The sequence below is a fragment of the Cytobacillus sp. FSL W7-1323 genome (genome assembly GCF_038595015.1).
GTDB lineage: Bacteria > Bacillota > Bacilli > Bacillales > Cytobacillaceae > Cytobacillus > Cytobacillus kochii.
On sequence record NZ_CP151998.1, the window covers coordinates 3530417 to 3544721 of the forward strand.

At 36.3% G+C, this 14305-nt stretch carries 14 protein-coding genes; 7 read left to right on the forward strand and 7 right to left on the reverse strand.

The window, feature by feature from the left end:
• The first annotated feature begins 160 nt into the window (after positions 1-160).
• The 3 genes from MKX67_RS17710 to MKX67_RS17720 all read left to right on the forward strand — a co-directional run bounded on the left by MKX67_RS17710 (position 161) and on the right by MKX67_RS17720 (position 1638).
• The gene (locus MKX67_RS17710; protein WP_342488510.1) at positions 161-742 is read left to right on the forward strand and encodes a GNAT family N-acetyltransferase; all 582 of its coding nucleotides are present in this window, start codon (positions 161-163) and stop codon (positions 740-742) included.
• An 85-nt stretch (positions 743-827) separates the two neighbouring features.
• On the forward strand, positions 828-1184 hold the full coding sequence (locus tag MKX67_RS17715; RefSeq protein ID WP_307316702.1) for a DinB family protein: 357 nt from the start codon (positions 828-830) through the stop codon (positions 1182-1184).
• Entirely contained in the window at positions 1162-1638 is a 477-nt protein-coding gene (locus MKX67_RS17720) for a GNAT family N-acetyltransferase (RefSeq protein ID WP_095372199.1), read from the forward strand. Before MKX67_RS17715 ends, MKX67_RS17720 begins: the two co-directional genes overlap by 23 nt.
• Before the next feature lie 43 nt (positions 1639-1681).
• On the opposite strand, the gene ytvI is transcribed toward MKX67_RS17720, so the two are convergent.
• From ytvI to MKX67_RS17745, 5 genes are all read right to left on the reverse strand, one after another.
• The gene (gene ytvI / locus MKX67_RS17725; protein ID WP_095372198.1) at positions 1682-2812 is read right to left on the reverse strand and encodes a sporulation integral membrane protein YtvI; all 1131 of its coding nucleotides are present in this window, start codon (positions 2810-2812) and stop codon (positions 1682-1684) included.
• Between the two features lie 424 nt (positions 2813-3236).
• On the reverse strand, positions 3237-4103 hold the full coding sequence (gene dat, locus MKX67_RS17730; RefSeq protein WP_095372197.1) for a D-amino-acid transaminase: 867 nt from the start codon (positions 4101-4103) through the stop codon (positions 3237-3239).
• Positions 4104-4194: 91 nt separating this feature from the next.
• Positions 4195-5610, reverse strand: a complete 1416-nt coding sequence (gene pepV / locus MKX67_RS17735; RefSeq protein WP_095372196.1) for a dipeptidase PepV — start codon at positions 5608-5610, stop codon at positions 4195-4197.
• A gap of 230 nt (positions 5611-5840) precedes the next feature.
• Entirely contained in the window at positions 5841-7355 is a 1515-nt protein-coding gene (opuFB, locus tag MKX67_RS17740; protein ID WP_095372195.1) for an osmoprotectant update ABC transporter permease/substrate-binding subunit OpuFB, read from the reverse strand.
• Positions 7348-8304, reverse strand: coding sequence for an ABC transporter ATP-binding protein (locus MKX67_RS17745; RefSeq protein WP_342488511.1), 957 nt, complete (start codon positions 8302-8304; stop codon positions 7348-7350). The genes opuFB and MKX67_RS17745 overlap by 8 nt, the downstream gene beginning before the upstream one ends.
• A 409-nt stretch (positions 8305-8713) precedes the next feature.
• On the opposite strand from MKX67_RS17745, the gene MKX67_RS17750 reads away from it, so the two are divergent.
• Positions 8714-8935 (forward strand): DeoR family transcriptional regulator, encoded by a 222-nt coding sequence (locus MKX67_RS17750; protein ID WP_095372193.1) that lies wholly within the window; start codon positions 8714-8716, stop codon positions 8933-8935.
• A gap of 70 nt (positions 8936-9005) precedes the next feature.
• Here MKX67_RS17750 and MKX67_RS17755 read toward each other — a convergent pair whose 3' ends face one another.
• On the reverse strand, positions 9006-9734 hold the full coding sequence (locus MKX67_RS17755) for a pseudouridine synthase (protein WP_095372192.1): 729 nt from the start codon (positions 9732-9734) through the stop codon (positions 9006-9008).
• Between the two features lie 96 nt (positions 9735-9830).
• On the opposite strand from MKX67_RS17755, the gene MKX67_RS17760 reads away from it, so the two are divergent.
• The gene (locus MKX67_RS17760; RefSeq protein WP_095372191.1) at positions 9831-10028 is read left to right on the forward strand and encodes a hypothetical protein; all 198 of its coding nucleotides are present in this window, start codon (positions 9831-9833) and stop codon (positions 10026-10028) included.
• Positions 10029-10403: 375 nt separating this feature from the next.
• Here MKX67_RS17760 and MKX67_RS17765 read toward each other — a convergent pair whose 3' ends face one another.
• Entirely contained in the window at positions 10404-12194 is a 1791-nt protein-coding gene (locus MKX67_RS17765; RefSeq protein WP_095372190.1) for a sodium:proton antiporter, read from the reverse strand.
• Positions 12195-12423: 229 nt separating this feature from the next.
• On the opposite strand from MKX67_RS17765, the gene MKX67_RS17770 reads away from it, so the two are divergent.
• Together MKX67_RS17770 and MKX67_RS17775 are read left to right on the forward strand one after the other, a co-directional pair.
• Positions 12424-13068, forward strand: a complete 645-nt coding sequence (locus MKX67_RS17770) for a GntR family transcriptional regulator (RefSeq protein ID WP_095372189.1) — start codon at positions 12424-12426, stop codon at positions 13066-13068.
• A 30-nt stretch (positions 13069-13098) separates the two neighbouring features.
• Positions 13099-14298, forward strand: a complete 1200-nt coding sequence (locus MKX67_RS17775) for a CaiB/BaiF CoA-transferase family protein (protein WP_218971963.1) — start codon at positions 13099-13101, stop codon at positions 14296-14298.
• The last annotated feature ends 7 nt before the right edge of the window (positions 14299-14305 follow it).

Consider the following 14305-nt stretch of genomic DNA (forward strand, 5'->3'; position numbering starts at 1 on the left):
TAAATCCCTTTAAAAGGGAATTTCCTGACATATATATTAGTATAACATATTGCCAAAATACTTATGTGGCAATCCTCATGGTACATTTTCACTTTACTACTTGTATGAATATTTCGTATACTTTTATTGATTGTAGAAAAAGTAAGGAGTGTGGTTGCTGTTGAAAGTACACCAAGCGTTGTTAGCTGATGTAGATGATATTCTTACTTTGCAGAAAGGGATCGTTGAAGAAAATCGATTTTTCATTACTACAAACGAAGAATTTTTAGCAAATATAGATGAAGAAAGAAAAAGATTATCTGCAATCATCACAAATAGCAAAAAACACTCGGTTGTCTTTGTCGCTAAGTCTGATCAAAGAGTCGTTGGATGTATTATATTTCGCTCATCATCCATAGCCCGACTAGCTCATCATGGTAGTTTTAGTATATATGTTGACTCAAGCTATCGTAAAAAAGGCATTGGTATGCAATTATTGCAAACACTGATTAAATGGGCTGAAGAACATCCTGTCATTGAAAAATTATCTTTAGGAGTGTTTTCTACTAATTACCCTGCTATCCATCTTTATGAAAAAATGGGCTTTGTGGAAGAAGGACGAAAAATAAAAGATATTAAACTTAGTCATGATGTGTATGTTGACGATGTTTTAATGTACAAAGATGGTTTAAAAATATTACGAGGTGATTCCGTTGATAAGACGTCATACTGTTCTTATGAATCAATTACACACGTATCGTGAGGAAGTGCTATTAATCCTCAAGAATGTATCTGCATAGCAAGCAGAAATCATTCCTGCCGGTTTCCGCAATAACATCAGATGGCATATGGGGCATATTTACCTTGATCAGTTTTTATGGATACAATCGTTAACAAGAGAGGTTAGCATAGACTTATCAGCCTATCATTCATTCTTTGGTTTCGGTACAACACCAACTGATTTCAATGAATGCACCCCTTCTTATGAAGATCTTATCAGATTACTTCGTGACCAACCGACAGTTATTGAACAGCATTATGGTGATATCTTAAATCGCGAATATCAACCTATTGATATGGGTATGTGCACCATTGAGGATGTCCTCATCAGAACCATCTGTCCTGAGGGAATCCACATGCAAACAATCAATATAATTATCCGTTTAATTAAGGAAGGTTCCTATGACCAATATTCGAAAAATTAAGCAGAAAGATAACTTAAAGATTGCAGCAATTATAAAAGAAGCATTAGAGTCAGCCAATTTAGCTATTCCAGGAACGGCTTATTACGATCCTCAATTAGATTCGCTCCATCAATACTATGAAGAAACCCCAGGCTCAGCCTATTGGATTGTTGAAATGGAAAAAGAAATCATTGGAGGTATCGGCATTGCTCCTTTTGACTTAGACGAAGGAATATGTGAATTACAAAAACTATATGTATCACCTAAAGCTAAAGGACTGGGCTTATCCAAAAAGTTAATGGATACTGCGCTGACATTCGCAAAACAACATTATCAATATTGTTATTTAGAAACACACAATACACTAACAATTGCGGATCGCCTATACCAATCATATGGGTTTGAATTACTTCATGAGCCACTAAAAGGGTCAGAACATTCAGCTATGGATCGTTGGTACATAAAGCCACTGTAAATGAAAAAACGAACAAATTGTTCGTTTTTTCTATTTCACCAAACTAACCAGCTTTTTCATTCTGAAACCCATCTCTTATAAAGTAATAAATACTATGTGTAATCTTTATATCGTGAAGAATGATAAGCAATACAAGTGTGACTGGACCAATAAATAAGCCAAATGCTCCGAATAATTGGAGACCAACAAAAAGAGAGATTAACACAGCAACCGGATTTAAATCCATGCTGCTCGATAAAACTTTGGGCTCTAACAATTGTCTTACGACTAATGTCACACCATAAACAATGGCAATGCCAACCCCAAGTCTGACATCTCCTGTAATGAGAAGATAAACACTCCAAGGAATGAGGATTGTCCCTGTGCCTAAATAAGGTAGAAGTTCTGCGATACCTATAATAACCGCTAGTGTAAATATATTTTCTACTCGCAAAATAGCTAGACCAATGAAGACAATAATTCCTGTTGCGATCATTAGAATAAACTGCGCTCGTATAAAACCAAACAGTCGGTTTCTTATGGCAAAGTTAAACTCTTTTGCCTTCACTCTCACACGAAAAGGGAGGATTCTCCTGAAAAAACTTCTATATTGTCCCCAATCTTTTCCCATAAAGTAAATGCTTAATAAGAAAAAAATAAAGGCAACAAAAAAAGTAGGCAAGCTGAGTAGCAACTGAGATAACCAATCAACAACCCCTTGACCAATATCTCCTAAAATAGAACCAACCTGTGAACCAAGTTCCATTATTCCTTGCTTCATGGCCTGATTATTACCCGAACCAATTGAGTTAAATAACCCTGACGCATCTTGCCAAAAAGGTAAAATAACCGTATTAAAAAAGTGTTGCACATTAATAGAAGCGCCCTCTATCCAGTTAGGGATTTGCAAGAAAAAGGTTTTAAAATTGGCAATTAGTAAGAACAGTAGGCCAGTAATCATACCGCATATAACAAGAACACCGCCTAACAAGCCAACGAAGCTTGCCCATCCTGAAGAAAAGCGTAATTTACTTTGTAATAACCGAACAAGGGGCTGTAAAAACCAGGCAAATAAGGCAGCCAACCAGAAAGGATAGGTAAGGGTGAATGTTTTTATGACGAACCAGCCGACCAACACCAAAGTGAGTATAAGCACGCCAGCTCGTACAATCATCCAAGCATGACTTCTTTTCATAAAACATCCTCTTTTCATTCAATTCTACTGTTTATTTCATGTCATAATTATATACTAGTCCTCTGAAAGAACAAAAAGTCTACACTCGAAAACCATGAAAAATTTGGTGCGTTTTTTTGAAAAGTGCTGGATATTTAGAGATATTAAAGTTAGTAACTTTACAATAATGTCCTTGAAAGTGAAAAATTCCTTGAGCATCTCTATGCAGCTAAAGAAACAGCCCCACGCCCATTCTTCATATTCATGAAGACGATTAATGATTTGTGTGCAATCAAGAAAGGTATTAGCTGACTTTATTCATGAAAAGGCCCTGCTAGCAATAAAAAAGCACCTCCACTTGTAGATACCGTCTAACAAGTGGGGTGCAGTTTTTGATATTACTTATGGTTAGAAAGAATTCTACTTCCCTTTATATTGATATCCCTTACACTGTCGTTGTTAAGCTTCCGCATTCGCTTTCAATCGCTGCATCAAATAATCCTTGAATTCTCTTTGTTAACACGCCAGGTACACCTTCACCTACTTGTTTTTCGTTTATTTGAATGATAGGTGTAATTTCTGAAGTTGTGCTAGATAAAAATACTTCATCCGCTGTATTTAAATCATTTAACGAGAACGGCTCTTCCACTACCGGAATACCATCCTTTTCACAAACCTCAATCATTTTACGACGAGTGATGCCATTTAAAATCAGATTGGAAGCAGGATGTGTGTAAAGTGTTCCATCTTTAATAATAGAAATGTTAGATGAGCTACCTTCTGTTACAACTTCGCCACGATGTTGAATCGCTTCATAACATCCTTTTGACACAGCCTCTTGTTTAGCCATGACATTACCAAGTAAATTTAAGCTTTTAATATCGCAAAGTAACCAGCGAATATCTTCTTTTAATATGGCTTTGACACCATTTTCTAAATTCGCAAGCGGACGCGCTACTTCCTTCGTATAAGCCACAAATGAATGAGCTACATCAGAAGTAGGGTATGGATGATTACGTGGAGCTACTCCTCTTGAGAATTGCATATAAATCGTTCCATGCTCTAATGAATTTTTTGTTATTAATTGTGTTAACAGCTCTTTCATTTCTTTAACAGTATAAGTTAACTCCATGCCAATTTTTTTTGCGCTTAAAATAATTCGCTCCAAATGTTCTGTCGCTGTAAACATTTTGCTATTATAGACGCGAATGACTTCATACACTCCGTCACCAAATTGGTAACCACGGTCTTCAATATCAACATTTGCTTCCGATCTTTCAATGATATTGCCATTAAAAATGACATAATTCATGATAGAGCATCTCCTTCAACGATTTCATTTTTCCTTTAAAGTGCTAAACTTCAACGCTATCTTATCAAGGAAAACAGCATTTATCAATAGATTATTTTGTTAATTCGTATATTGCTTCTGCATAGATGGCTGTTGCTTTCAATAAATCTTCAATATACATATATTCATCTTTCTGATGGGCTACATCTTCTCTCCCAGGGAATAACGCACCAAAAGCTACTCCAGCTTTTAATGAACGCGCATAGGTTCCTCCACCTATCGAAAGTAATTCAGCTTCTTCCCCAGTCTGTTCTGTATACACTTTTTTTAATGTTTGAATGAGGAAAGAGTCACCATCTACGTGATGTGGTCTTGAATCATCTAGGTTTTCAAATAGCATCCCCAATGTTTGAGCTTTTTGTTCAATTTTCTTCAATGTAGATTCAATATCAGTAGTAACTGGATATCTCATATTTAAACCCAATCTACCTCCAGTTTGTTGTTTGTAATAGATTTTACCTACATTGATTGTCAAGTCTCCCGTGATATCGTCCGAGAAGGCAATACCTAACTGATTACCTCTAGAATCATTAGCAAAATGCTTCGCTATGAAACCGATAAATTGGTCTGCTTGTTGATCTAGCTTTAAACTTGAGAGAAAATCTGCTAATAATAGTCCGGCGTTTTTACCCAAATTCGGCTCCATCCCATGTGCAGATACACCTTCAAGCTCAAGAATAAGTTCACCATTGTCCATATAATATTTACCTTGAAGTTCTTTTTCCTTTAAAAAGTCAACATACATTTGTACAACTTCAGTTGGCTCATATTGAACCATAAGCGATGCTTTAGCAAAGTCAGGAACCATATTGTATCTTTTACCTGACTGGAGTGAGAGCACTTTTACTTGTGAGGAAGCGACACCGCGAATAATTTCTTTTTGCACAAGGTCAAAGTCAGCAATGCCCTTTTCTGCATAAATAATAGGAAAATCCGCATCTGGGGCAAAACCTAAAGTTGGCATTTCTTCTACTTCAAAGTATCGATCCACACAACGCCAATCACTCTCTTCATCCGTACCAATAATCATCCTTACTCGCTTGTTCATATCCAGGCCTAACTCTTTGACAATTTTCATTGCATAATACGCAGCCATTGTTGGTCCTTTATCATCAATCGCTCCACGAGCAAAGATTTTACCATCTCTTATTTCGGCACCATAAGGATCACTGGACCAGCCATCTCCCTCAGGAACAACATCGACATGACAAAGAATACCGAGTAACTCTTCACCTTGTCCAAACTCTAGGTGACCAGCAAGATTCTCAACATTTTTTGCTATAAATCCATCGGATTCACCTAAATTCAATAGATAGGTTAACGCTTCTTTTACCTCTTTACCGAGCGGTGCATCAGATGTGGCATTTTCCTCATCTAGCACACTTTTAATTTGCAATAACTTTTGTGTATCTTTAATTAAGTCGTCCTTCCTTTTCATAACTTCTTCTTGCCAATTAATATCACCCAATGTAAAAACCTCCTGCTATATGTAATCAACATCCTTCTCTTTTAAAAGGATTAATAAAGTAAGTGCTTTCATGGTTATTATAACACTACCCTTAAAAATATAACGATATGTACGGTATGTTTCTATTTCAAAGTCTACATCTTATATTCATTATTGATCATTTCTTTAATAAACGTTCAAAGTCCGAACAACACATCACATTGTTCGGACTTTCTTATCTTTCTTGTTCACTACTGGATAAGACCTTTCTCTTTTAAATATTCTTCTGCTACTTCTTTGGCACTTTTCCCATCAACATTCACTGCATAGTTCATTTTTCGCATCTCATCGTCTGTTATCTTCCCTGCCAACTGGTTGAGAGGATCAACAATTTCCGGATATTTCTCAATTGTTTCTTGTCTCAATAACGGTGCACCTTGATAAGGAGGAAATAGTGATTGATCATCTTCTAGAACAGTTAGTCCATACTCTTCTAACTCAGAATCAGTTGAGTAGGCATCAACAAGATTGATTTCACCATTTTCCAAAGCGGTATACCTTAATTTAGGCTCCATTGTCACCACTTCAGAAAAACTTAAGCCATACAACTCCTGAATACCGATGTAACCATCTTCTCGATCAGAGAATTCGAGTGTAAATCCTGGTTTCATCATGCTTTCAATTGCTTTTAAGTCGGATATTGTTTGAAGTTCATGTTCTTCGGCAAATTCATTAAGCACAGCTAATGCATAGGTATTATTATATTCCATTGGTTCTAATAGAACTAAATCGAATTCCTCTTGAATTCCTTCTTTCGCTTGTTCATAGACGGCTGTTTGGTCTGTGCTTACTGCTTCTTCCTTTAAAAACTCAGCAATCACTGTACCAGTGAATTCAGGATAAATATCAATACTACCGGAAGTTAAAGCTTTAAATACAAAAGAAGTCTTACCCAGTCCTGGCTGGAGCTCAACCGTTAAGTCTGTTTCTTCTTCAATCAATAATTTATACATATTGATAAGAATCTCAGGTTCTGATCCAAGTTTTCCGGCAATCTTCAAGTCTTTCTCTTGTTGAAAGATATAAGGAGACACCGTTACAAACAAGGCAATTATAGCTCCAATACTGACACCTACTAGCGCTTTCTTAAATGATAATTTCTGGAACCTTCTTAAAATAAAATCAAATAAAATAGCTAAAAGGGCCGCTGGAATAGCGCCAATTACAATTAGTGTAGAATCATTGCGGTCAATCCCTAGTAAAATAATATCTCCTAGGCCTCCTGCACCTATAAGTGCTGCTAGAGTTGCCGTTCCTATAATTAGAACCATACCTGTACGGATTCCAGCCATAATGACAGGTATCGCTAGAGGGAGTTCGACTTTCATCAACCGTTGTGCAGATTTCATTCCCATCGCACTGGCCGCCTCTTTTAAGGCTGGATCAACTTCTTTAATTCCTGTATATGTATTTCGTAAGATTGGTAAAAGAGCATAGGCAACTAAAGCAATAATAGCTGGGATCTTACCAATACCTAATAAGGGAATTAATAAGCCAAGTAAGGCTAAAGAAGGGATTGTTTGAATAACTGCCGCAATGCCAAGAATGGGTTCTGCTACCTTTTCATTCCTCGTTAAGATAACCCCTAATGGGATTGCAATAATCACGGCAAATAATAAACTAATAAACGAAATTTGCATATGCTCAATTAATGCACTGAGCAATTGGTCTTGTCTCTCTGATAAAACGTTAATAAGTTCATTCATACTCTCCACCCACATCTTTCGCTTGAGTGGCTAAAAACTGAATGACACTCTCCCTTGTAATCATCCCAACGATAACACCATTTTCTTCCACTGCTATTTTTTCATGTGTGACCAGTTGATCTAGCACTTGCTCTTTACTTATGTTTGACGTTACTGTTTCAGTGATTGATACATCGCTCGTATCAAAAGGAATCATCACATGATTAATGGCAAATCGATCAACTGTTTGGTCAGTTGAAGTGATGAACTCTTCAACAAATTGACTTTCAGGTTGATACCTCAGCTCTTCTGGTGTACCAATTTGGACCATTTTTCCTTCATTCATAATAGCAATGCGATCACCTAGCTTTAGCGCTTCTTTCATATCATGTGTCACAAAGACAATTGTTTTATTTATATTTCTCTTCATTAACAATAAATCATCTTGTAGCTTCACTCTCGTAATCGGATCAAGCGCACTAAATGGTTCGTCCATTAATATCACTTCAGGATTGGCAGCTAAAGCACGGGCGACACCTACTCTTTGTTGCTGACCACCAGATAGCTCAGCTGGCTTTCGGTTCCGATACGTACCTGCATCCAGTCCCACTAAGTCTAATAATTCTGTCACACGTTGATGAATTTTTCTTTTTTTCCATTTTTTTAATTCTGGTACAATGGCTATATTCTCTTCTACTGTCATATGCGGAAAGAGAGCTATCTGTTGCAACACATAGCCGATGTCATAACGTAAATCATGAAGAGCATAATCAATAATATTCCTTTCATTTATTGTAATTGATCCACCACTTGTTTCTTCTAAGCGGTTAATCATCTTTAGTGTTGTTGTTTTACCACAGCCGCTTGGACCTATTAATACAAATAGTTCGCCTTTTTCTATGGAGAAATCCAAAGAAGTGACGACTTCTTTTTCTCCAAAAGCCTTAGACACACCAGCAAATGTAATCATGAGTTTCCTCCAACTAGATAATTTCAATCTATAATAACTTCCCTAACATTTCATTCTTTAAACCAATAAAAAAGTTTTTTCTTTTATTTTTTTTTGAATATTTAGAACATAAAACAGGCTCCTTTAGCCATATATATGATGTTAAAAAGAATGGAGGATGCTTTTGTATATTTAGGAGGAAAAAGAGAAAAATAATGTAAAATCATGCAAGTGACTAGAAATTATCTGAAAATAGGTTTACAATATTAATAATTAGTATGACATCTTGATTATTTCTTCTGTTAAACCAAAAAAGGAGTTGTCTCGGGAAAAAGAAGACTACATATAACTGAAAGGACATGTTTCTTAACTGAAACTGTCGGTTGCAGGCACTTGCCATGGGTTTATAAATTGGATAGGGAGTGGTTTTTTGAAACCTTCGACTAACCGGATGTTAAACCGTATCAAATCCGTTTATATGTTTATTCGGAAAAACGGAACTGTAACAACTCAGGAGCTTGTAGAGGAATTCGGTATCACTCCTCGTACGATACAGCGAGATTTAAATGTTTTAGCTTATAATGACTTGGTGAAAAGTCCAAGCCGAGGAAAATGGACTATTACACAAAAGAAAGTGAAGATGTCATCATAAGAAAATGACAAGCGAAAAAAAGAAGCTCTTATTTAGGCTTCTTTTTTTGTTACAAAGTATATTTTAGTACTTACATTTCATTACTTGGATCATAAGATAATAATTCTTCTAATTCTTCATCCGTTAATTCTCGATATTCTCCTAACGCAAGAGAATCATCAAGTTGAAGCGGACCCATTGTAAGCCTTTTTAAATAAATCACCTTTTTATTTACTGCCTCAAACATGCGTTTGACTTGATGAAACTTCCCTTCTGTAATCGTTAAATAAATTTCAGAGTTTGTCTCACTTTTTAATATTTCTAGTTTTGCTGGCTTCGTTTCATAACCATCATCAAGCTTCACACCTTTAGCAAAGGAATGAATATCAGCCTCTGTTACTCTATCATTAATAATGGCATAATATGTTTTTGGCACATGTTTTTTTGGTGACAATAACTGATGACTAAGCTTCCCATCATTCGTTATTAGTAATAGTCCCTCTGTATCCTTATCCAGTCTACCTACAGGAAATGGAGAATAAACGATATCTTCCAGCTCTAATAGATCAATGACAGTTTGATGCATCGTATCTTCTGTGGCAGAAATTACCCCGTTAGGCTTATTCATCATTAAATATATGTATTCTTTATACTCAATTATCTCCCCATGAATACCCACTTCGTCCTGTTTTGGATCAATATGTTGTTTAGCATCTTTAATCTGCGCCCCATTTACCTTTACTGCTCCTTGCTTTAATAATTGCTTTACTTCTTTTCTACTTCCATAACCTAAGTTTGCTAACATTTTATCTATTCTCATCTTACTTACTCCTTTTATATCATCGTTCCTACGCACATATTGCTCTTATCAACATAGACTAACATCATAGTTTATCGATAAAGGAGTGCAAGAAACATGTATTACTATCGTCAACAACCAACGTTTTTCCCTATTCCAGGCTTCCCGCCGAGCAACACCAACCGTAGAATAGAGCGTTTAGAAAATCAAGTACAACGCTTAGAGCAACAATTCGATCGTTTAGAAAGAAGATTAGAAAGAGTGGAACGACGCATTGGTATTAGTCATCCGCCACCCTCTCCTCGCCCTTATTAAGGAAGGAGGAAAGACCAAGAGGAAGTTTTTCCTCTTTCTACATATCCTCTTTATGTCAGTTACTCCTAGTATATCATCTACCTAACATAATGTAACTTACACATACATCCTGGCTCATACACTCTTACTATTTGTTAGAGGACCTTTCTCTATTTCTTTGTTATCTCCATGCTTTTGTCTGTTTTCATTTAAATGACAAAGGGAACCTAATTTCTGTTGCCCATAGTGATGTGACATGTGTTTTTTCCTGTTAACTAACATTTTCCTCACCTCTTCATTCAGTTTTATTAAATATTCTATGTAAGTCCTTCAATAAGTGATTAAAACAATAGAAAATGAAACAAGACTGCATGGTTTCATCATGCAATCTTATGCTTATTTTACTTCCTCCAAATAAATGATAATGTCTTCTTTATCAACAGAAGGTGAATCCTTTAAGGTCTTAAAAGCAATCGATCCATCCTTTTTACGAACACATAAAGGATAACCGCCCACTTGTGCTTCCTCTATTTTTTCATAATTGTCGTTAGCTTGCTTACTTTCTATCGAATAAGTTGTATTTATCTTCTTATTTAACTCTGTGAACACATGCTCTTCGTCAAAAAGCATATGAGCCTTCACAGTTGTGGGAAACCCTCCATCCTTTTCCTCATCCATCCGCTCAGTCGCAATGGTAAACGTTTTATTATAGCCAAACTCCGGAAGAAATGACTGTGTAACCAGGGCATTATAATTAGGGTCATCAGACAATACCAGGATGAATTCGTAAGGAGTTAAGTCGATTTCGAATTGACTATGCTCATCTAGAATTTGTCCCGAGTAAGTTTCAATCCCCTTTTTTCGGATAAGCTTTAACTTGCCACTTGATGTGTCACTAATCAGTACAGGATTACCCAACTCTTTTAACTTGTATGCTAAAGCAATTGAAAAACTACTTGCTCCAACAATCAGTACACCTGGCTCTGATTCAGATGCTAATTTTAATTTTTTTGCCAGCGGTGCTAACGTAAAACCATGAGCACAAACCGTAATAAAAACGAGAGCAAAAGTTAATGTTGTAAGTAATCCTGCTTCTCGATAACCATCATCCATTAATATAGTTGCGAAATAACCAGAGACCGTTAATGCCACAATTCCTCTTGGGGCAATCCATCCAATTAAAGTTTTCTCTCGGTTGGTTAGCTCTGTCCCTATTGTTGATATCCAAATCGATAGTGGACGAACAACAAATAACATCACGATTACAAAGCCAATAATTTGGATACTAAACACTTCTGCAATCGTCTCTCTTGTTAAAGAAGCTGTTAATAGAATAAATATTGTAGATGTTAAGATTACAGAGACATTTTCAATGAAGTGACTAATATTCCCAAGGGCAGATACTCTTTTCTTCTCTCTAGCTAGCACAAGTCCCATCACTGTCACAGCAAGCATGCCTGTTTCATGCATAATCACTTCACTTATGCCAAAACAAATGAACACAAGAGATAAAGTAATAGGGGATTTCAAGTATTCTGGAAACAACCCTTTGTTAGCCATCCAGCTCAAAACCTTTGCAAATATGTAACCGATCACTATCGCTAATAATGAAGCTAACAAGAATTTTCCGAGTTCCATCATGCCTAATGTATCACTTACTAATACTTTAATAACCTCATAAGCAAATAAGGCTAGAAGTGGTCCTGCTGGGTCGACAATAATACCTTCCCATTTTAATAAAGCACTCACTCGTGGTTTAAGTTTGGACTGCCTTAATAAAGGGATTATAACAGTTGGCCCTGTAACGATAAATAATCCACCGATGATAAAAGCCACCTCTAAACTCAAGCCTGCGATATAGTGAGCTGCCAAAGATCCAAGTATCCAAGCAAGAAAAGCCCCAACAGTAACTACCCGAAAAACAGATTTGGAAATACTACGAACTTCACGAATATCAAGCGTTGTACTACCTTCAAATAATATGACAGCTACAGCTAAAGAAATAATAGGGCTATAAAGACTTCCTAGATCTTGTTCTGGGTTCAATAGTCCGAGCGCTGGACCGATTACTAATCCAGCAATCGACATAATCACAATTGAAGGCCATTGAATTTTCCATGATAACCACTGAGAAAAGACCCCTAAGGCAATAACGAGAATAATTCCTAATAATCCAAATGATTCCATTTTATTCACTTCTTTCAACGAAATACGCGAAGGATACACTTCTCTCCCTTTTTAGTAATTACAATTCATTTTGTTTTTCATTCACATTATCAATAAAAAGTAGGAAGAATGCTTTAGTTAGAAAATATTAAATATACTGAAAATTTACTGTTGACAGTATACATTTATATTCTTATGATAAGTACATATTGAATACGCTTACATTTTTTTGTTGAAAGGAGTGGTTTACTTGATTTCCATTATGAGAGAAACATTAACTGTACAAGTGTATCAGCATTTAAAAAAGAGATTATTAGACGGATATTATCCTGGTGGGGAAAGATTAATAGAAGTAAAAATCGCTGAAGAATTTAACGTTAGCCGAGGGCCAGTACGTGAAGCATTAAAAATGCTCATCCAAGAAGAATTAGTTGTACAAAACGGAAACACCCTTAAAGTATTTAGCCCTTCCCTTACGGATATGATACAAATTTATCAAATTAGACAGCAATTGGAGTCGTTCGCAGCAAAATTATCTGCTAAAAATATTGAAAATTCCGACTTAGAACTTTTAGAAAGCATTATTGATCAAACGAAACAAGCATGGTTATCTCAGGCGAAAGAGGATGTCGTAAGACTTAGTATACAGTTTCATGAAATCATCTTAAGCTCATCTGGAAATGATCATTTAGTTTCATTAACTAATACCATTCGTGATAAAGTAACCTATTTCAGAAATAGTGGGATTAAAATCGGCATACGAGACGAGAGTTGTATCGAGGAACACGCTCAAATTCTAGCCGCACTTAAAGAACGAGATAGCTTAAAAGCAGCCAATGAAATGTACAATCATATTGAACAAGATTTACTCTCTTTACAAGCAATCTATAAGTAAATTTATTTATTAATCATAGAGGTGAAAAAAATGTCCAATAAAGCGTTATCTGGTTTAAAAGTTCTTGAACTGGGACAGTTAATCGCTGGACCCTTCGCATCGAAATTATTAGCTGAATTCGGTGCAGATGTCATTAAAATTGAACCTCCTACAAAAGGAGACCCTCTTAGAACTTGGAGAGTAATAGAAGATGAGACTAGCCTTTGGTGGTATGTGCAATCTAGGAATAAGAAATCAATTACACTGGATTTAAAAAAAGAGGAAGGTCAAAAAGTTCTCCGCGCATTAGTAAAAGAAATTGATATTCTAATTGAGAACTTTCGTCCAGGTACCCTAGAGAAATGGGGTATTGGATATGAGGAATTAAAAAAAATTAATCCACGATTGGTTATGGTACGAGTATCTGGTTATGGACAAGATGGACCCTACAAAGATAAACCTGGGTTTGGATCAATTGGAGAAGCAATGGGTGGACTTCGCTTTATAACGGGCTATCCCGACCTCCCTCCAGTGAGGGTAGGCATAAGTATAGGTGATTCCCTATCTGCTCTATATGCAGTAATTGGTGCACTAATGGCGGTTTATCACCGTGACGTAACTCATTCAAAAGAAGGACAAGTCATTGATGTAGCCCTTTATGAATCAGTGTTTAGTTTAATGGAAAGCATCCTACCTGAATACGGAAGAAATGGGGTAATCAGAGAGCGTACGGGTAGCACACTACCAGGTATTACTCCTTCCAATACATACCTTTGTTCGGATGGCAAATATATCGTCATTGGTGCGAATGGGGATACGATTTTCAAAAGGTTAATGAAAACCATTGGCAGAGAAGAGCTTTCAAAAGATTCTCGCTTTGAAAATAATATCGGTCGCTCTAAACATGCAAAGTATTTAGATCAGCTGATTGAAGCTTGGACGAGTCAGCACCCACTACTTGTAGTCAAAGAGCTCTTAGATGAGGCTGGTGTACCAGCTGGGTCGATTTATTCAATTGAAGATATTGTAAATGATCCACATTATCAAAACAGAAATATGATACAAGAAGTACCTATTGATGGAATCGGAACTTTGAAAATGCCAGGAATCGTACCGAAAATGAGTAAAACACCTGGTGAGATTAAGTGGGCCGGTCCAAACTTAGGGTCGCATACAGAAGATGTTTTAATGTCAGAATTATCGCTCACAAAAGAACAAATCGCAAAATTAAGAGAAAAAGGGATTATATAGAAGTAAA